The sequence below is a fragment of the Mycolicibacterium obuense genome, assembly GCF_055397605.1.
Window position 1 is genome coordinate 1,512,128 of record NZ_AP043663.1, and the last position, 18,068, is coordinate 1,530,195.

The following is an 18,068-nucleotide window of genomic DNA, read 5'->3' on the forward strand; positions in this document are numbered from 1 at the left end:
GGCGAGTGCATCTGCTCAGGGGTGCGGTGCGGACCTACGCATGGGGTTCGCGGACCGCGATAGCCGATTTCACCGGGGCGCCGAGCCCCACTCCACATCCCGAGGCCGAGCTGTGGTTCGGGGCACACCCGGGCGATCCGGCCCATCTGCAGACCGACGACGGCGACCGCTCGCTGCTCGACGTGCTGCGCGCCGATCCCGAAGGCGAACTGGGGCAGGTGGTTCGAGGCCGGTTCGGCGACTCGCTGCCCTTCCTGGTCAAGGTGCTCGCCGCCGACGAGCCGCTGTCGCTGCAGGCGCACCCCAGCACCGAGCAGGCGATCGAAGGCTTCTCCCGCGAGGAGCGGATGGGCATTCCCGTCAACGCGCCGACGCGCAACTACCGCGACCGCAGCCACAAACCCGAGATCATCGTCGCGCTCAGCCCGTTCGAGGCCTTGGCCGGCTTCGCCCCGGCCGCCCGCTCGGTGACGTTGATGCGTGCGCTCGGCGTCGCCGAACTCGACCCGTTCATCAACCTGCTGTCGGGCCAATCCGACGCCGACGGGTTGCGCGCGCTGTTCACGACGTGGATCACCTTCCCGCAACCCGACCTCGACGTGCTCGTGCCCGCCGTGCTCGACGGTGCGATCAACTACTTGCGTTCGGGCGAGCAGGAATTCGCGCGCGAAGCCAAAACCGTGCTGGAACTCGGTGAGCGCTATCCGGGTGACGCCGGGGTGCTGGCGTCGATGCTGCTGAACCGGCTCACGCTGCAGCCCGGCGAGGCGATCTACCTCCCCGCCGGCAACCTGCACGCCTACATGCAGGGCGTCGGCGTCGAGGTGATGGCCAACTCCGACAACGTCCTTCGCGGGGGTCTGACGCCCAAGCACGTCGACGTCCCCGAGCTGTTGCGGGTCCTCGACTTCACCCCGGCCGTCGACATCATCGTCTCACCCGAGCCCGTCCGCGACGGAGCCGAGCTCGTGTACCCCACGCCCGCACCGGAATTCGCGGTGTCGGTGCTCGCTGTCGACGGTGAGCAACTCGGCCACGAGATCGACGCGCCCACCCGCCACGATGGGCCGCAGATCCTGCTGTGCACTCAGGGTTGCGCGACCGTGTACGCCAAGTCGTCGGCGGTGACGCTGCACCGCGGCGCCGCGGCGTGGGTGGCGGCCGACGACGGCCCGATCAGGCTGATGTCGCAGGAGCCGACGCGACTGTTTCGCGTGACCGTCGGCCTCTAGCTTTCTTCTCCGCTGCCCACAACCGCATGTTGTGGCGCACCGTGCGGCCCACCAGCTTCGCCGACGGCACCATGTAGAGATTGTCGAGCAGGCTGAACCGGCGCAGAAACCATTCTGCGAGAACAGGATCGGTTTCGGCAGCGCCGAGGAACTGGTCGAACAACGATCCGACCGGCCGATACCACCACGGCATCGGGCCCTCCGCCCGGTGCAGCACCATGTCACCGACCGCGTTCATGGTCCACACCGGCCACGTCGTCTTCTTCGTCGCCTTGGTGAACGTCGCCGCCAGACTCTCGCCCGGGTCGTCCAGCGCCCGCCGCAGATGACCCGCCTGCAAGGACGTCATCGTCATGCCCTGCCCGAACGTCGGATTGAAGCTCGCCACCGCATCGCCGAACGGCAGAATGCCCTCGGGGAAGCGATCGAGTTTGTCGTAGCGGCGCCACCGGCTGGTCGGATACTTGTGGAACGCGACCTCGCCGATCGGCTCACCCAGGCGCAGCGCCGCGGCGACGTGCGGGGGCAAGATCTCGTCGGCGAGCGCGCACATGCCGGCAAAGTCGTTGGGCGGCGGCACTTTAGCGATGCCGAACGTCGTCAGCCCCCAGTTGCCGTCCTCGTAATACAGCATGCCCAACCCCACCGGCTGCTCCCGTGACGCGCCCGCCACCACGACCTTCTCGGCGAACAGACCGTCGGGGATTCGCACCTGATGGGTGGCGTACCCGATGCCCACCTTGACGGTGTCCTCGGACGGGCGCTCGAACCCCCACTGCTCCAACCACACCGGCAACCGGGTGCCGCGTCCGGTGGCGTCGATGACGAGGTCGGCGTCGACCGTCGTCCCGCCCACCGTCACCCCGGTGACTCGCTGCCCGTCGAACACGGGCTCGTCGACGCTGTCGTTGACCAACGTGACGTTCGGCAGCTCCAGCACCCGGCGGCGGATCTGCCACTCGAGATGCGGCCGGCTCGGCACGTAGGCGGTGAATTCGTCCTGCAGCGTGTGCTGGGTGCCCAGCACGTGACCGGCCGCGCCGAAGTGGATGCAGTCAGGCCGGTTCTCCAGGATCGGCACACCCGCGGCCACCATGTCCTCGAGCAGGCCGGGGAACAGCGACTCGAATTCCTTGGCGCCGCGCGCCATGAGCAGATGCACGTGGCGGCCCTGCGGAACGGCGGCGCGGTTGGCCGGGCCGTCAGGCAGGTCGTCGCGCTCGAAGAGGGTGACGCGCTCGAACCTCTCGGAGAGCACTTTGGCCGCGCACAGCCCGCCGAGGCTGGCGCCGATGACGATCGCATGGGTTCGTGTCATGAGAGGAGCCATTGAGGGTCATTTTATGAGGGGTTATGGGTACATTCCCGCAGAAGCGATGACGAAACGAGGACGTTGATGACGCAGGAGTCGGCGGCGCGGGCGACGAACAAGCGGCGCACCAAGTCGGTGGAACAGTCGATTGCCGACACCGACGAGCCCGACACCCGGCTCCGCAAGGACCTGACCTGGTGGGATCTCTCCGTCTTCGGCGTCTCGGTGGTCATCGGCGCCGGCATCTTCACGATCACCGCATCCACCGCGGCCAACCTGACCGGCCCCGCGATCTCGGTGTCGTTCGTCATCGCCGCGATCGCGTGCGGGCTCGCGGCGCTGTGCTACGCCGAATTCGCTTCGACGGTGCCGGTTGCCGGCAGCGCCTACACGTTCTCGTATGCGACGTTCGGTGAGTTCGTCGCGTGGATCATCGGCTGGGACCTGATCCTGGAGTTCGCCGTGGCCGCCGCCGTCGTCGCCAAGGGCTGGTCGAGCTACCTGGGCACGGTGTTCGGCTTCGGCGGGGGCGTCGCCACCATCGGCGGATTCGACGTGGACTGGGGCGCGTTGATCATCATCGCGTTCGTCACCGCGATCCTGGCGTACGGAACCAAGCTGTCGGCCGGCGTCAGCCTCGCCATCACCGCGGTCAAGGTCGCTGTCGTGTTGCTGGTCGTCATCGTCGGCGCGTTCTACATCAAGACGCAGAACTTCACGCCGTTCGTGCCGCCCGCCGAAGCGGGTGGAGGCGGTTCGGGCACCGAGCAGTCCCTGTTCTCGCTGCTGACCGGCGCTGAAGGCAGCCACTACGGGCTCTACGGGGTGCTCGCGGGCGCCTCGATCGTGTTCTTCGCGTTCATCGGATTCGACATCGTCGCGACCACCGCCGAAGAAACCGCGAACCCGCAGCGCGACGTGCCGCGCGGCATCCTGGCCTCCCTTGGCATCGTCACCGTGCTCTACGTCGCCGTCACCGTGGTGGTCTCGGGCATGGTCAGCTACAAGGAACTGCGGGAGGCCGAGACGCAGAACCTGGCGACAGCGTTCGCGTTGAACGGCGTGGACTGGGCGGCCAAGGTCATCTCGATCGGGGCGCTGGCCGGGCTCACGACCGTGGTGATCGTGCTCGTACTCGGGCAGACCCGCGTGCTCTTCGCGATGTCGCGCGACGGCCTGATGCCCCGCAGCCTGGCCAAGACCGGAAAGCACGGCACCCCGGTGCGGATCACGCTGATCGTCGGCGTCGTCGTCGCGATCACCGCGACCGTGTTCCCGATCGGCAAGCTCGAGGAAATGGTCAACATCGGCACGCTCTTCGCGTTCGTGCTGGTATCGGCCGGGGTGCTGGTGCTGCGGCGGACGCGACCCGATCTCAAGCGCGGCTTCACGACGCCGTGGGTGCCCCTGCTGCCTGTGCTGTCGATCATCGCCTGCGTGTGGCTGATGCTGAACCTGACCGGGCTGACGTGGATCCGCTTCCTGATCTGGATGGCACTCGGCGTGGTCGTCTACTTCCTCTACGGCCGGCGGCACTCGCTGGTCGCCCGTCGGGGCTAGTTCCTTCTTTCTTTCTTCCGCGAGCGCGCGCGTCGGTACGTCGACGCGCGCGCTCACTTTCTGCGCGCTCGTCGTGCTTTACAAAACATGCGTTGCTGTCTAGACAGGCGACAAAAATGCTCCTATAGTCAATCCCGATTGGTGATCGCACTCACAGCGAGGAGGCACTCGGGTGACCACACAGGAATTGCACGGAAGCTCACAAAGCCCGGATCTGGGGGAGTGGCGCGACAAGAAGCGCTACCTGTGGCTGATGGGATTGATCGCGCCGACGGCGCTGTTCGTCATGCTGCCCCTGGTCTGGGCGTTGAACCACTGGGGATGGCACGGCGCGGCGCAGGTACCGCTGTGGATCGGCCCGATCCTGCTGTACATCCTGCTGCCCGCCCTTGACCTCAAGTTCGGGCCCGACGGGCAGAACCCACCCGACGAGGTGATGGAGCGGCTGGAGAACGATAAGTACTACCGCTACTGCACCTACATCTACATCCCGTTCCAGTACGCCAGCGTGCTGCTGGGCGCCTACCTGTTCACCGCGTCGGACCTGAGCTGGCTCGGCTTCGACGGCGGGCTGGGATGGCCGGCGAAGATCGGACTGGCGCTGTCGGTGGGCGTGCTCGGTGGCGTCGGCATCAACACCGCCCACGAGATGGGGCACAAGAAGGACTCGCTGGAGCGGTGGCTGTCGAAGATCACGCTGGCGCAGACCTGCTATGGCCACTTCTACATCGAGCACAACCGCGGCCACCACGTCCGCGTCGCGACCCCTGAAGATCCCGCGTCGGCCCGCCTCGGTGAGACGTTCTGGGAGTTCCTGCCGCGCAGCATCTTCGGCAGCCTGCGCTCGGCGTGGGAGCTGGAAGCCAAGCGCCTCGAGCGGGCCGGCAAATCGAAGTGGCACTGGTCCAACGACGTGCTCAACGCGTGGGCGATGTCGGTGGTGTTCTACGGCATCCTGATCGCAGTGTTCGGCGTCGGGCTGATCCCGTTCATCGTGATCTCAGCGGTGTTCGGCTTCACGCTGCTCGAGACCGTCAACTACCTCGAGCATTACGGGCTGCTGCGGCAGAAGAACTCGAACGGCCGCTACGAGCGCTGCGCGCCGGTGCACAGCTGGAACTCCGACCACATCGTGACCAACCTCTTCCTCTACCACCTGCAGCGTCACAGCGACCATCACGCCAATCCGACGCGGCGCTACCAGACGCTGCGCAGCATGGCCGACGCGCCGAACCTGCCGAGCGGGTATGCGTCGATGATCGCGCTCACCTACTTCCCGCCGCTCTGGCGCAAGGTGATGGATCACCGCGTGATCGAGCACTACGACGGCGACGTCAGCCGCGCCAACGTGCATCCGCGGATGCGTGCTCACTACGGGGTGAAGGAGAGCGCCTGATGGCTTCCTTCAGGTGCCCCGGCTGCGACTACGTCTACGACGAGACCAAAGGTGCTCCACGCGAAGGCTTTCCGGCCGGTACCGCGTGGGACGACATCCCCGAGGACTGGGCCTGCCCTGACTGCGCGGTGCGCGAGAAGATCGATTTCGAACCGATAGGAGTGACGCAGTGAGTGACTACAAGCTGTATGTGTGTGTGCAGTGCGGCTTCGAGTACGACGAGGCCAAGGGCTGGCCCGAGGACGGCATCGCCCCGGGCACCCGCTGGGACGACATCCCCGACGACTGGAGCTGCCCGGACTGCGGCGCGGCTAAGTCGGACTTCGACATGGTGGAGGTCGTGCGGCCGTGAACGCACCCTCGTGGCCGGTGAGCGTGCGCTCCGGCGCGCGACACACCGGCCACGGGCGTGCAGACACGCGCGCTCGCGGGACCGGCGCGAGCGATATTGTCGCGCGTGTGAGTGGTCCCCAGGACAAGCGCATCAGCTACGCCGAGGCGTCGCGCGTACTGCTGCGCGACTCCATCCTCGACGGGATGCGTGACCTGCTGCTCACCCGCGACTGGTCCTCGATCACCCTGTCCGACGTCGCGAAAGCCGCCGGAATCAGCCGCCAGACGATCTACAACGAGTTCGGCTCCCGCCAGGGGCTCGCCCAGGGCTATGCGCTGCGGCTCTCCGACCGGCTCGTCGGCCAGATCCAGAACGCGATCGGCGCCAACATCGGCGACGTGTACGCCGCGTTCCTGCAGGGATTCCGCGACTTCTTCATCGAGTCGGCCGCCGACCCGCTGGTGATCTCGCTGCTGACCGGAACCTCGAAACCCGATCTGCTGCAGATCATCACGACCGACAGCGCGCCGATCATCACCCACTGCTCGACGCGGCTGACCGAACTGTTCATGACCAGCTGGGTGCGCTGCAGCGAGGAGGACGCGGGCGTGCTGGCCCGCGCGATCGTCCGGCTCGCGATGAGCTACATCTCGATGCCCCCCGAAGCCGACCACGACGTGGCACGCGACCTGGCCCGGTTGATGACGCCGTTCGCCGAGCGCTACGGCGTCATCGAGCCGCGGTAGCGGACGCGGCGTCCGTCGCGTCCGAGCGCTCGGGCGCGATGGAGCGGCGGAACCGCAGGAATATCGCCACCGCGACGACCGCGATAGCGGCGCTGAGCAGGTGCGACGCCTGGTAGCCGTAGCCACTCACCACCGACCCCGCCACGACGTTGCTCAACGACGCGCCGACGCCCTGCATCGTCATCACCGCGGCGAAGCCGACGTTGAACCGACCCGACCCGGCCAGCAGCCGCTCGACCGCGATCGGCGTCGCGATGCCGATGAGACCCGCACCGACCCCGTCGAGCGCCTGCACCGGAAAGATGGTCCAGAAGCCCGAATTCGTGCCGGCGATCAGCCCGCGCACCGGCAGCGCGCACAGTGCCACCAGCAGCACGGTGGCCAGCCCGAACCGCCGGATCATCAGAGGCGCGAGCACTGCGACGGCGATCATCGCGACCTGCGACACCCCGGTGATGATCGCGGTCGTGCGAAACGGCGTGCCGAGCTCGATCGCGAACTGCTGCGCCACCAGCCTGCTCATCGGCGCATTGCCGAAGTGGAACATCAGCAGCACCAGGGCGAGCACCAGCAGACCCGGCGTCTTGACCAGCACCCGCAATCCCGACGGCTTCGCGCTGTCCCCGGCTTCGTCGAGCCCGCGCGCCGCGTCGTGATCGATCCGGGCCGGATCGATGGCCATCGCGGCCACCACCGCGCCGATCGCGGTCACGATCATCAGCGTGATGATTGCGTGTTCGCCATAGAGCGACACCGCGATGAACACCGCAGCCAGTGAGACCACGTTGCCTGCGTGGTTCCAGAACTCGTTGCGGGCGACCTGCCGGCCGAACAGCCGCGGCCCGATCAGGCCGAGGGTCAGCCCCATCAGGGCCGGCCCGATCACCGCGCCCACCACGGCGGTGCCTACCTGCCCGATCCAGACGATCGCCGGCGTCGGTGCCACCAGCGTGGCCAGGCCCACCGCGGTCACCACGATCACCGGGATGGCGACCAGTGCGCGTTTGTACCGGGTCCCGTCGACCAGCGCCCCGAACAGCGGTGTCACCGCCAACCCGATGAGCCCGCCGACCGTCGCTATCGCGCCCAACGCGAACGGCGACCACCCCCGCGTGGCGAGGAACGCGTCCAGAAACGGGCCGAGTCCGTCGCGGGCGTCGGCCAGGAAGAAGTTCAGCGCAGCAAGCGCGACCAGAGACCGCCGACCCACCGCGACCGTGCGTTCGTCCACCAGCCATCCCCTTCCCGCGAACACCGACCGGCGCAGCGGTGTACCCTCCCGCGAATCGAGACCAAACACAACGTCACAAAGGACGTCACAAAGGGCGAATTGAAGACGCCCGGCGCCGACAGCTAGGGTGTTGTGGATATCTCTCGGCTGGCAGTGTGCATCCGCTTGTTCGGATTGAGCGCCTGTCCCGCGAGCCCGCAGGCCGAGTGTGTCGCCGGCGCACCACTGTGCGCTCTCGAGGCAGAAGACGAATCAAAAAGGGGCTCTACATGACTGCACCAGAACTGACCGCAGATGTCCGCAACGGCATCGACTACAAGGTCGCCGACCTCTCGCTGGCCGAATTCGGCCGCAAGGAGATCCGCCTCGCCGAGCACGAGATGCCCGGCCTGATGGCGCTGCGCCGCGAATACGCCGACGTGGCCCCGCTCAAGGGCGCCCGGGTGTCCGGCTCGCTGCACATGACCGTTCAGACCGCCGTGCTGATCGAGACGCTGGTCTCCCTCGGCGCCGAGGTGCGCTGGGCCTCGTGCAACATCTTCTCCACCCAGGACCACGCCGCCGCGGCCGTCGTCGTCGGACCGCACGGCACCGTCGAGGAGCCCAAGGGCGTCCCGGTGTTCGCGTGGAAGGGCGAGACGCTGGAGGAGTACTGGTGGGCCGCCGAGCAGATGCTGACGTGGCCGGGCGAGCCCGCCAACATGATCCTCGACGACGGCGGTGACGCCACCATGCTGGTGCTGCGCGGCGCGCAGTTCGAGAAGGCCGGCGTCGTGCCGCCCGAGGACGACGAGCACTCCGACGAGTACAAGGTGTTCCTGAACCTGCTGCGCCGGTCGCTCGAGGCCGACAACACCAAGTGGACCAAGGTCGCCGAGTCGGTCCAGGGCGTCACCGAGGAGACCACCACCGGCGTGCTGCGCCTGTACCAGTTCGCCGCTGCCGGTGAGCTCGCGTTCCCGGCCATCAATGTCAACGACTCGGTCACCAAGAGCAAGTTCGACAACAAGTACGGCACCCGGCACTCGCTGATCGACGGCATCAACCGCGGCACCGACGTCCTCATCGGCGGCAAGGCCGCGCTGGTGTGCGGCTACGGCGACGTCGGCAAGGGCTGCGCCGAGGCCCTCAAGGCCCAGGGTGCCCGCGTGGCGGTCACCGAGATCGACCCGATCAACGCGCTGCAGGCGCTGATGGACGGCTTCGAGGTCAAGACCGTCGAAGAGGCCATCGGCTGGGCCGACATCGTCATCACCGCCACCGGCAACCAGGGCATCATCACCCTGGAGCACATGCGCTCGATGAAGCACCAGGCCATCCTCGGCAACATCGGCCACTTCGACGACGAGATCGAGATGGCGCGCCTCGAGCGCGACAAGGACATCCGTCGCATCAACATCAAGCCGCAGGTCGACGAGTTCATCTTCCCCGACGGTCACTCGATCATCGTGCTGAGCGAGGGACGCTTGCTGAACCTCGGCAACGCGACCGGCCACCCGTCGTTCGTGATGAGCAACAGCTTCTCGAACCAGGTCATCGCGCAGATCGAGCTGTGGACCAAGAACGACGAGTACGACAACGAGGTCTACCGCCTCGCCAAGCACCTCGACGAGAAGGTCGCCAAGATCCACGTCGAGGCACTCGGCGGCTCGCTGACCAAGCTCACCAAGGAGCAGGCCGAGTACATCGGCGTCGACGTCGACGGCCCGTACAAGCCGGAGCACTACCGCTACTGACATGACGGATCGGGCGCGCACAACGACATTCAGTGTCGTTGTGCGCGCCCTTTCTGTTGCGGTGCTCCTGACTTCCTGTCAGTCGGCTTCTGAGACAACCGACTCGGCGGAGACGACCGAGACGGCGGAGACGCGGCCGGCATTCGTTATCCGGCACGACACCGACGAACTCGCGCGCACGTTTCCCGCGCTCGGCACCCCTGTCTCGGCGTCGTGGATCCGCTGGGGCAACGGCGGTACCGCGGTCTGGACCGACGCTGTCGTGCGCGTCACCCCGCCGACGATGAATGACCTGTTGCGTCAGCATGTTTCGGAGCCGACCACACATCGCCCCGCGGTGCAGAAGGTGCTGGAGCCGGAGGTTCCGCCCGGACCGTTCCGCACCGGCGCGGAGCTGAACACGGCGTTCTCGCCGGGACGCACGAGCACGCGCGTCTTCCTCGACCCGCCGCGCGACACCGTGGTGCTGCAGTCCTTCGACCTCGGCTAGGTGTCAGCGGGACTGCGGCACCGGGCGCCGGAACGTCACAGTGTCGAATTCCCGGCCGTATTCGTCCACCGCGACGACATCCATCTCGCTGACGAACACCCCGGGCCGCACATCCACTCGGATGAACGCATAGTTCAAGAATCTGACCCGCGACCACGCCACGGCTTCCCGCTGCTGTACGCCATCGGACGTCCACACGTAACTGTTGGGGACGACGGTGTCGAGGACCTCGTGGCCGCGGTAGCTCTCCTGCTCGCCGGGCTGGAACGTGTAGCGCGGGCGCCCCGCCGATCCGACCGTGTAGTACACCGTGCCGTCGGTGTTGGGATAGACGATGGCGTGGTCGCCGGCCACCTTCGTCGGTGCACCGCCCCGGATGGGATCGGACCGTTCGAAGGCGTGATTGTGGGCCTGCAGCACCAGATCCACGCGGTAGCGGTCGAACAACTCTGCCCACGCATCGCGCACACCGCCGTCACTGGCGTGCGCCTGCACCGTCGAATACGCGCAGTGGTGGAAGAAACACACGATGAAGTCGATGTTCGGATTCGCCCGATGATCGGCCAACGTCGAAGCGACCCAGTCGGTTTGAGACCCACCGGAATAGCCGGTGTTGGCGGTGATCTCGTAGGAGACGTCGTTGGCGTCCAGCGACAGGACCGCCACGTTGCCGTAGACGAACGAATAGACCGAGGGGCAGGCCGCGGGGCCGTTGCCGGGGAAATCCAGGCGCGCCAGATGGCCGCCGTAACCGTGCACCGGGTAGGCCGCCTCCATGTCGTGGTTGCCGGTGGCGAACATCCACGGCGTGGTCGACGCGCTGCGTTCGATCGAGTTCAGATACACGTCCCACACGTAGGGATTGAATTTGTCGAAACCCGACGGAAGCGTGCCGCCTGACGGTACGAACGTCGGCGGCTCACCCATCCCCGAGGGATCCGCGTAGGCGATGTCACCGGCGAGGACGTGGAACTCCGGCCGTGCCGCACCGATCTGGTTCAGCACGTTCTCGGTGTGGGACACGGTCGGATCGTTGTCGGGTTTGTAGTAGCTGTCGTCATAGTCGCCCCGAGCCAGGCCGGGTGGGAGAAGCGGTGTGGTGTCGGTGCCCTGATCGCCCATCATCGTGAACCGGAACGGCGACAATGCATTCCGTGCGTTCGGCATGGCGGTGCTGGTCGAACGGATGTCGGTGACGAACCCGTCTTCGGTGCGCCACCGGTAGAAGTGTCGACTGTGACCGGCGAGCCCGTCGACGGGAGCGTGCACGTAGAACTGCTCGGCGGCCAGCACGCCGCCGCTGCTGTCGGGGATCTGCGTCACCAGATTGCGGACCTCGGCCTCCAGCGTCGCCCCCAGAGAGGGCGTCGGGCCGTGGTCGACGAACACTTTCGTACCGGCAGGGCTGCGCGACAGCTGCGCGGCCAGCCGCAGCTGACTCGAGGCGTCCGAACCGTAACCGACGCGCCGGTTCGCGACTGCCAGGGGCGCGTCCTGGGCGTAGGCGCGTCGGCCGAACGGTGACATCCCGACGGCGCCGACAGCCGCCAGTGCCGCCGATCCACGCAGGAAGTTCCGGCGCGACACCGGATGTCGCCGCAGATATCGCTGGTGCCACTCGTACTGCTCGGCAATGGACATCTCGGCGGCCAACGCTGCCGGGACGCCGGTGTCGGGGATGTCGCCGGCGCCGGTCATGTCGGACGGTAGGCAGGCGGCAGCGGCATGCCCAGTTCCGCCATCACAGATCGCAGCCGCGTCGGGTAATCGGTGATGATCCCGTCGGCACCCGCGGCGATCTGGGCGCGCATCGCACCGGGGTCGTTGATCGTCCACGGGATGACCTTCAGCCCGAGTCCATGTGCGCGCGAGACGAATTCGGCGTCGGCGACCAGAGCAAAACCCGGATCGCCGGGGACCTGGCCGTACGGCACCGAGTAACCCGGGGACAACACGTCGGCGCCCACCATCGTCGCCGCGACGATCGGGTCGCTCACGGCCGCCGGGTCGATGCCGTCGAGCCATGGCGAACCAGGGACGAACGTCGTCTCATCCCACAGCGCGATCTGTGGAATCGACGGCGCGGCGGCGCGAACCAGCGGCAGGGTGCGCCAGTCGAAGCTCTGGATCTCGACCAGATCCTGCTTACCCGCAGCACGCACCGCCGCGAGGATGACGTCGACGAACTGGCCCGGCGGGGCCGACATCTCCGGCTTGTCCGCCTCGATCTTGGTCTCGATGTTGTAGCGGACACCGGCCCGGTAGCGGTCGGCGAGCGCGAACACCTCGGGCAGTGTCGCGATGCTGTTGCCCCTGACCACCTCGGCCTGCGGGAAGGCGGGCAGCAATTTCCCGCAGTCCAGCGTGTGGAGCTGGGCGGCCGTCAGCTGCCACACCGCCTTCCCGACGTAGGGGAACTGCGGATCGCCCGGAAAAGCCGGGACGGTGTCGGAGCATTTGTCGGCCTGGATCACGGGGTCGTGCCAGACCATCGGCTGACCGTCGCGGGACAGCACGATGTCGAGCTCCAGCGTGTTCACGCCGAGTTCGAGCGCCTTGGCGAATGCGCGCAGCGACTCCTCGGTGGTTTCCCCGCGGCCGCCGCGGTGCGCTTGCAGATCGAAGTCGGCCGCCGCCGAAGCGCTCGGGGCGGACCCGACGAACCCGGCCAGCATCAACCCGGCGATCACCACGGCAAGACAGCGCATGACATCAAGGCCTAGCAGCGGAAGGCGACGCAGAAGTGTCCGCTGTGTGAACGCCACCGTCGTCGCTGCCGCTAGACCAGGCCCAGCTGCTGGTAGATCGTCGAACGCCACTTGCGGGACTGGGAATTGACGAAAATTCCGCCGAGCGCCCAATCGTGCATCTGCCCGTCGCCGATCACCACCGTGAAGTTCGCATCGGGGTCCTGCGCGAGCAGCTTGTCGCGGAACATCAGGTCACCGGGGTAGGGCCGCTCCACGGTCCCGACGTAGATCGCCGTCGGCGGCAACCCGGTCAGATCGTCGACCATGATCGGATTGAAGTGCGGGTCATCGGGATTCAGATCGCCGCCGGGTGCCGGTGCCGTCCGGGGCGGGATGATCGGATCGTTGATGTCATCGACGATCGGCCCGGACAGCGTCAGATGCAGCACCGGGGAGATCAGCACCATCCGGGACGGCTGATCCTCGTCGGGATCGCAGGCCGCGTCGGCCCGGCAGCGGCGCACCAGCTCCTGGGCCACCAGCATCGCGTACGTGCCGCCCGCGGAATCGCCATACAGAGACACGTTCTCGGCGCCGTGCTCGGCGATCATCAGCGACACGTAGTCCGCCATCGGCGGCACCAGACCCTCGACTGTGGCGTTGCCTATCGGCGGGGCCAGCGGATAGATCGGCACCACCACCGTCGCGCCCGTCTGGCGGGCCATCGCCGTGTAGTCGGCCCAGTTGATGATGTTCGCCTCGGCGACGAACCCGCCGCCGTGCAACGCCAGCACGTACTCGTCCGTGGGCTTGCGCTTCGGGGTGATCGTCACGACTTTCATGCCGCTGTAGGTACTTTCGGTGACCGCGACCCCACCGCTCACCCACTTGGGCGGACTGGTGTAGGTCACACTGCCGCCGTCCCCGACGAAAATGGGGGAATCCTCGGCGCGCAGCTTCTGCAGCGTCCGCAGGATGAACCGATCCTGCAGCGACGGGGGACCGGTGACGACAGTCTGCGGCCCATCGGTGATGTCGCGGATGCGCTCACGCCGGGTGGCACTGCTCAACGGCAGCAGCGGCGCGGTCAGGGCCGGGGCCGTCGGCTCGTCGCTGTCCGTCGGCTCGACGGCGACCCGCTTCAACGGCGCGACGAGACGTTTCCGCTCGGTGCTCGTGTCCGTGCCCGCGTCGGTGCCCGAGGCGCGTTCGCGCGTGCGCTCGGCCAGCCGGGTGCGCAGCCGCGGGGAGTCGGTCCTGTCGGCCTTCTCTGCCTTGGCCGCCCGGACCTGGCTGTGGCTGGTCGCGGCAGTGGTCCCGCCGTCGTCGGCGGCTGCCACACCGCAGCCCAACCCCAGCAGCGCCGCCGCGCCGACCCCCGCTGCCACGGCGCATCCAGCTACCGTTGCGACATTGCTCTGACCCCGCATCGTGCATACCTATCACCTCGGGTCCCGGTGCCGCACTGGATTACGCTCACCTCGTGCTCATCGTCATAGAAGGTGTCGACGGCGCGGGGAAACGGACCCTGACCAACGGGTTGCGGGCAGCTTTCGAAGCCAACGGCCACTCGGTGGCAAACCTGGCGTTCCCTCGCTACGGAGAGTCGGTGCCCGCCGACCTGGCCGCCGAAGCGCTGCACGGCCGCCACGGCGACCTCGCCGACTCCGTCTACGCGATGGCCGTGCTGTTCGCCATGGACCGGGCCGGCGCACGCGCGCGGATCGACGAGCTCACCTCCACGCACTCCGTGGTGATCCTGGACCGTTACGTCGCCTCCAACGCCGCCTACAGCGCAGCGCGGCTGCACCAGGGTTTCGACGGTGACATGGTCGCCTGGGTGCACGACCTGGAGTACGGCCGGCTGCAGCTGCCGACGCCGCACGTTCAGGTCCTGCTCGACGTGCCGACCGAACTGGCCGCCGCCCGCGCGGCCAGCCGGGAAGCCGCTGACGCCGACCGCACCCGCGACGCCTACGAACGCGACGACGGGCTACAGCGACGCACGAGCGCCGTCTACGCCGAACTCGCCGCGGCCTCCTGGGGTGGCCCCTGGGCCGTGGTGCCACCCGACGTCGACGCCGCAGCGCTCGCCGAAGGGTTGCTCGGCGAACCCGGTTAGCGAGACGAAACCCCGCGTTCGACGTACGCTCCGATCGGGGAGCCGCGCAGCGGCACACGTCAAGGGGGATCAATGGTCGTTCGCACTCGAATTCAGGCCGACACGATGGCGCGCATCGACGAACTCGTGACCGAGCTCAAGACCGCGGGGGAACGCTTCGACCAGGGGCGCATGCTCGAAGGCCGCGAAGTGGCCCGCCACATCGGCCGCCTGGTCCACGGCACCGCCTCGTCACGAGCCCTGATCGACGAGTGGGGTGTGCGGCCGCTGATGACGTGGGTCGACACCGCCGGTGTGGTCAACCCCAAGACCGCGTCCTCGGCGGCGTGCCTGACGCTGATGAAGATCCGCACCGGATCGCAGCGCTGCGGCGAGTTCGTGCCGAAGCTCGGAATGTATCCGCCGGCGCCGATCCGCACCCGCGACGGCAAACACATCGACCGCGGCTCCCGCATCCCGTTCGAGCACTGGTGGACCAACCCCGTCGTCAAAGATGCTGACGGCGCCGAGTTTTCCCGCAAGCATCTGGTTCTCGCGCTCGCCGCAGGCCCCGACGCCGACGACGAGGCCACCGCGGCCCTGGCAGCACTGGCCGGAAGTCCGTCGCTGGGACGCGTCGTGCAGGGTGACCCGGCCGCGACGGGACTGGAACGCAACCCCGTGATGGCCAGCGCACGCCAGATCGGCTACGAGGTTCTGCAGTCGATCAGCCAGCAGCGGGACGTCATCGCCGCCTGCGCCTGACCTTCGGCCCGGTTGAGGCGCGAAACGCCCGTGTGGTAACCGGGGTTTATCGCGTTGTGGTGACACCATGGACACCATGAGGCAAAGGATCCTGGTCGTCGACGACGACCCTTCGCTGGCTGAGATGCTCACCATCGTGCTGCGCGGCGAGGGTTTCGACACCGCCGTCATCGGGGACGGCACCCAGGCGCTCACCGCCGTCCGGGAGCTGCGGCCCGACCTGGTGCTGCTCGACCTGATGCTGCCCGGCATGAACGGCATCGACGTCTGCCGGGTGCTGCGCGCCGACTCCGGCGTGCCGATCGTGATGCTGACCGCCAAGACCGACACCGTCGACGTGGTGCTCGGGCTCGAATCCGGCGCCGACGACTACGTGATGAAGCCGTTCAAGCCCAAGGAACTGGTGGCCCGCGTGCGCGCCCGGCTGCGGCGCAACGAGGACGAGCCGGCGGAGATGCTCTCGATCGCCGACGTCGACATCGACGTGCCCGCGCACAAGGTCACCCGGCAGGGCGAGCAGATCTCGCTGACCCCGCTGGAGTTCGACCTGTTGGTGGCGCTGGCACGCAAACCTCGCCAGGTGTTTACTCGTGATGTGCTGCTCGAACAGGTGTGGGGTTACCGCCACCCCGCCGACACCCGTTTGGTGAACGTGCATGTGCAGCGGCTGCGGGCCAAGGTCGAGAAGGACCCGGAGAACCCGCAGGTGGTGCTGACCGTTCGAGGAGTGGGATACAAGGCCGGACCTCCGTGATCGGACGGTCCGCCTGGTTGAGGCGACGTGATACCCCGGCCGTGATGCGCCGCCCATGATCTTCGGTTCGAGGCGGCGCATCCACCGGCGGTCAGCCCCGCTGATCCGCGGCCTGGGTGTGCTGGGCCGGGCTGTGAGCTCGGCATGGCGCCGCTCCCTACAGTTGCGTGTCGTCACGCTGACGCTCGGGCTGTCGCTGACAGTCATCATGGTCCTCGGGTTCGTGCTCACCAGCCAGATCACCGACCGCATCCTCGAAGTCAAGGTCGGAGCCGCGACCGAGGAGATCGAGCGCGCGCGCACCACCGTCAGCGGCATCGTCGGCGGCGAGGAGACCCGGTCGCTCGACAGCAGCCTGCAGCTGGCCCGCAACACTCTGATCGATCGCAAGGCCGACGCCGGAGCAGGATTGGCCGGCGCCTTCGACGCCGTGCTGATCGTCCCGGGTGACGGCCCACGCGCAGCGACGGCCGCCGGGCCCATCGACCAGATCCCGAACTCGTTGCGCGACTTCGTCAAAGCCGGCCAGGTCAGCTATCAGTACTCCACTGTGCGCACCGACGGCTTCTCCGGCCCGGCCCTGGTGATCGGCAGTCCGACGTCGTCGTCGACGTCTGCGGTCACCAATCTCGAGCTCTACCTGATCTTTCCGCTGAGAAACGAGCAATCCACCATCGCTCTGGTGCGTGGCACCATGGCCACCGGCGGTGTGGTGCTGCTGGGCCTGCTCGCCGCGATCGCGCTGCTGGTGGCCCGCCAGATCGTGTTGCCGGTGCGCTCGGCGTCGCGCATCGCCGAGCGGTTCGCCGAAGGCCACCTGAGTGAACGCATGCCGGTACGCGGCGAAGACGACATGGCACGACTGGCCGTGTCATTCAACGACATGGCCGAGAGTCTGCAGCGGCAGATCACCCAGCTCGAAGAGTTCGGAAACCTGCAGCGACGCTTCACCTCTGACGTCAGCCACGAGCTGCGCACCCCGCTGACGACCGTGCGGATGGCCGCCGACCTCATCCACGACCACGCTGAAGAGCTGGACCCTGCGCTACGCCGCTCCACCGAGCTGATGGTCAACGAGCTGGACCGGTTCGAATCGCTGCTCAACGATCTGCTCGAGATCTCCCGCCACGACGCCGGTGTCGCCGAACTCGCCGTCGAAGCCGTCGACCTGCGTTCGATCGTGCGCAGCGCGCTCGACAACGTCGGGCATCTCGCCGAGGAAGCGTCCGTCGACATGATGGTCGACCTGCCCGGCGACGAGATCATCGCCGAAGTCGACCCGCGCCGCGTCGAGCGCATCCTGCGCAACCTGATCGCCAACGCGATCGACCACGCCGAACGCAAACCCGTACGCATCCGGATGGCCGCCGACGCCGACACGGTCGCGGTCACCGTCCGCGACTACGGCGTCGGTCTACGACCCGGCGAGGAGAAGCTGGTGTTCAGCCGGTTCTGGCGGGCCGACCCGTCACGGGTGCGCCGATCCGGCGGCACCGGCCTCGGGCTGGCGATCAGCATCGAGGACGCGCGCCTGCACCAGGGCCGGCTGGAGGCGTGGGGAGAGCCCGGCAAGGGTGCCTGCTTTCGGCTCACGCTGCCGCTGGTACGCGGACACAAGGTCACCAGCAGTCCGCTGCCCGTCAAGCCGATCGGGGAACCGGCCGGTGTGCCGACCCGCCGACGCGAACCCGCCGGGGAGAGCGTGTGACGCGCGGGCTCGC

The 18,068-nt window shown here is 67.6% G+C and carries 17 protein-coding genes; 12 read left to right on the forward strand and 5 right to left on the reverse strand.

Annotation, left to right across the window (positions count from 1 at the left end):
• The first annotated feature begins 5 nt into the window (after nucleotides 1–5).
• Nucleotides 6–1,232, forward strand: coding sequence for a mannose-6-phosphate isomerase, class I (gene manA / locus ACZ50N_RS07290; protein WP_046364169.1), 1,227 nt, complete (start codon nucleotides 6–8; stop codon nucleotides 1,230–1,232).
• On the opposite strand, the gene ACZ50N_RS07295 is transcribed toward manA, so the two are convergent.
• Nucleotides 1,177–2,550 (reverse strand): FAD-dependent oxidoreductase, encoded by a 1,374-nt coding sequence (locus ACZ50N_RS07295; RefSeq protein ID WP_464475026.1) that lies wholly within the window; start codon nucleotides 2,548–2,550, stop codon nucleotides 1,177–1,179. The genes manA and ACZ50N_RS07295 overlap by 56 nt on opposite strands.
• A gap of 78 nt (nucleotides 2,551–2,628) precedes the next feature.
• Between ACZ50N_RS07295 and ACZ50N_RS07300 the strand changes: the two genes are divergently transcribed.
• From ACZ50N_RS07300 to alkX, 5 genes are all read left to right on the forward strand, one after another.
• Nucleotides 2,629–4,104 carry an APC family permease gene (locus ACZ50N_RS07300; RefSeq protein WP_464475027.1) on the forward strand — a complete coding sequence of 492 codons (1,476 nt, stop codon included), beginning with the start codon at nucleotides 2,629–2,631 and terminating at the stop codon, nucleotides 4,102–4,104.
• Between the two features lie 253 nt (nucleotides 4,105–4,357).
• Nucleotides 4,358–5,500: an alkane 1-monooxygenase gene (locus tag ACZ50N_RS07305; RefSeq protein WP_236728539.1), complete on the forward strand. Its 1,143-nt coding sequence runs from the start codon at nucleotides 4,358–4,360 to the stop codon at nucleotides 5,498–5,500.
• Complete coding sequence (locus ACZ50N_RS07310; protein WP_046364165.1) at nucleotides 5,500–5,673, forward strand: rubredoxin; 174 nt, start codon at nucleotides 5,500–5,502, stop codon at nucleotides 5,671–5,673. Before ACZ50N_RS07305 ends, ACZ50N_RS07310 begins: the two co-directional genes overlap by 1 nt.
• Nucleotides 5,670–5,852 (forward strand): rubredoxin, encoded by a 183-nt coding sequence (locus ACZ50N_RS07315; protein WP_046364164.1) that lies wholly within the window; start codon nucleotides 5,670–5,672, stop codon nucleotides 5,850–5,852. Before ACZ50N_RS07310 ends, ACZ50N_RS07315 begins: the two co-directional genes overlap by 4 nt.
• Nucleotides 5,853–5,959: 107 nt before the next feature.
• A complete protein-coding gene (alkX, locus tag ACZ50N_RS07320; protein ID WP_464475028.1) occupies nucleotides 5,960–6,580 on the forward strand; it encodes a TetR family transcriptional regulator AlkX in 621 nt (206 codons plus the stop codon).
• Here the strand turns inward: alkX and ACZ50N_RS07325 are convergent.
• Nucleotides 6,564–7,811, reverse strand: coding sequence for an MFS transporter (locus ACZ50N_RS07325; RefSeq protein ID WP_464475029.1), 1,248 nt, complete (start codon nucleotides 7,809–7,811; stop codon nucleotides 6,564–6,566). The two genes, alkX and ACZ50N_RS07325, sit on opposite strands and share 17 nt — an antisense overlap.
• Before the next feature lie 269 nt (nucleotides 7,812–8,080).
• On the opposite strand from ACZ50N_RS07325, the gene ahcY reads away from it, so the two are divergent.
• Together ahcY and ACZ50N_RS07335 are read left to right on the forward strand one after the other, a co-directional pair.
• Nucleotides 8,081–9,547: an adenosylhomocysteinase gene (gene ahcY, locus ACZ50N_RS07330; protein WP_046364163.1), complete on the forward strand. Its 1,467-nt coding sequence runs from the start codon at nucleotides 8,081–8,083 to the stop codon at nucleotides 9,545–9,547.
• Between the two features lie 61 nt (nucleotides 9,548–9,608).
• Nucleotides 9,609–10,037, forward strand: coding sequence for a hypothetical protein (locus ACZ50N_RS07335; RefSeq protein ID WP_464475030.1), 429 nt, complete (start codon nucleotides 9,609–9,611; stop codon nucleotides 10,035–10,037).
• Nucleotides 10,038–10,040: 3 nt separating this feature from the next.
• On the opposite strand, the gene ACZ50N_RS07340 is transcribed toward ACZ50N_RS07335, so the two are convergent.
• The 3 genes from ACZ50N_RS07340 to ACZ50N_RS07350 form a co-directional block, all read right to left on the reverse strand.
• Nucleotides 10,041–11,735, reverse strand: coding sequence for a metallophosphoesterase (locus ACZ50N_RS07340; protein ID WP_464475031.1), 1,695 nt, complete (start codon nucleotides 11,733–11,735; stop codon nucleotides 10,041–10,043).
• On the reverse strand, nucleotides 11,732–12,745 hold the full coding sequence (locus ACZ50N_RS07345; protein ID WP_464475032.1) for a glycerophosphodiester phosphodiesterase family protein: 1,014 nt from the start codon (nucleotides 12,743–12,745) through the stop codon (nucleotides 11,732–11,734). The genes ACZ50N_RS07340 and ACZ50N_RS07345 overlap by 4 nt, the downstream gene beginning before the upstream one ends.
• 71 nt (nucleotides 12,746–12,816) lie before the next feature.
• The gene (locus ACZ50N_RS07350; protein WP_464475033.1) at nucleotides 12,817–14,115 is read right to left on the reverse strand and encodes an alpha/beta hydrolase fold domain-containing protein; all 1,299 of its coding nucleotides are present in this window, start codon (nucleotides 14,113–14,115) and stop codon (nucleotides 12,817–12,819) included.
• 95 nt (nucleotides 14,116–14,210) lie between these two features.
• Here ACZ50N_RS07350 and ACZ50N_RS07355 point away from each other — a divergent pair, with 95 nt between their 5' ends.
• From ACZ50N_RS07355 to mtrB, 4 genes are all read left to right on the forward strand, one after another.
• Nucleotides 14,211–14,849: a dTMP kinase gene (locus ACZ50N_RS07355; RefSeq protein WP_046366727.1), complete on the forward strand. Its 639-nt coding sequence runs from the start codon at nucleotides 14,211–14,213 to the stop codon at nucleotides 14,847–14,849.
• 72 nt (nucleotides 14,850–14,921) lie between these two features.
• Nucleotides 14,922–15,593 carry a hypothetical protein gene (locus ACZ50N_RS07360; RefSeq protein WP_046366728.1) on the forward strand — a complete coding sequence of 224 codons (672 nt, stop codon included), beginning with the start codon at nucleotides 14,922–14,924 and terminating at the stop codon, nucleotides 15,591–15,593.
• Between the two features lie 67 nt (nucleotides 15,594–15,660).
• The gene (mtrA, locus tag ACZ50N_RS07365; protein ID WP_040540373.1) at nucleotides 15,661–16,347 is read left to right on the forward strand and encodes a two-component system response regulator MtrA; all 687 of its coding nucleotides are present in this window, start codon (nucleotides 15,661–15,663) and stop codon (nucleotides 16,345–16,347) included.
• A 55-nt stretch (nucleotides 16,348–16,402) separates the two neighbouring features.
• Complete coding sequence (mtrB, locus tag ACZ50N_RS07370) at nucleotides 16,403–18,055, forward strand: MtrAB system histidine kinase MtrB (RefSeq protein WP_046366729.1); 1,653 nt, start codon at nucleotides 16,403–16,405, stop codon at nucleotides 18,053–18,055.
• Nucleotides 18,056–18,068 lie beyond the last annotated feature (13 nt).

Bases quoted from the DNA above. Each gene is read 5' to 3' on its own strand.
- ACZ50N_RS07300 (WP_464475027.1), top strand. From the start codon at position 2,629: ATGACGCAGGAGTCGGCGGCGCGGGCGACGAACAAGCGGCGCACCAAG.
- ACZ50N_RS07305 (WP_236728539.1), top strand. From the start codon at position 4,358: ATGGGATTGATCGCGCCGACGGCGCTGTTCGTCATGCTGCCCCTGGTC.
- ACZ50N_RS07310 (WP_046364165.1), top strand. From the start codon at position 5,500: ATGGCTTCCTTCAGGTGCCCCGGCTGCGACTACGTCTACGACGAGACC.
- ACZ50N_RS07345 (WP_464475032.1), bottom strand. From the start codon at position 12,745: ATGCGCTGTCTTGCCGTGGTGATCGCCGGGTTGATGCTGGCCGGGTTC.
- mtrA (WP_040540373.1), top strand. From the start codon at position 15,661: ATGGACACCATGAGGCAAAGGATCCTGGTCGTCGACGACGACCCTTCG.
- ACZ50N_RS07295 (WP_464475026.1), bottom strand. From the start codon at position 2,550: ATGACACGAACCCATGCGATCGTCATCGGCGCCAGCCTCGGCGGGCTG.
- ACZ50N_RS07340 (WP_464475031.1), bottom strand. From the start codon at position 11,735: ATGACCGGCGCCGGCGACATCCCCGACACCGGCGTCCCGGCAGCGTTG.
- ACZ50N_RS07360 (WP_046366728.1), top strand. From the start codon at position 14,922: ATGGTCGTTCGCACTCGAATTCAGGCCGACACGATGGCGCGCATCGAC.
- ahcY (WP_046364163.1), top strand. From the start codon at position 8,081: ATGACTGCACCAGAACTGACCGCAGATGTCCGCAACGGCATCGACTAC.
- mtrB (WP_046366729.1), top strand. From the start codon at position 16,403: ATGATCTTCGGTTCGAGGCGGCGCATCCACCGGCGGTCAGCCCCGCTG.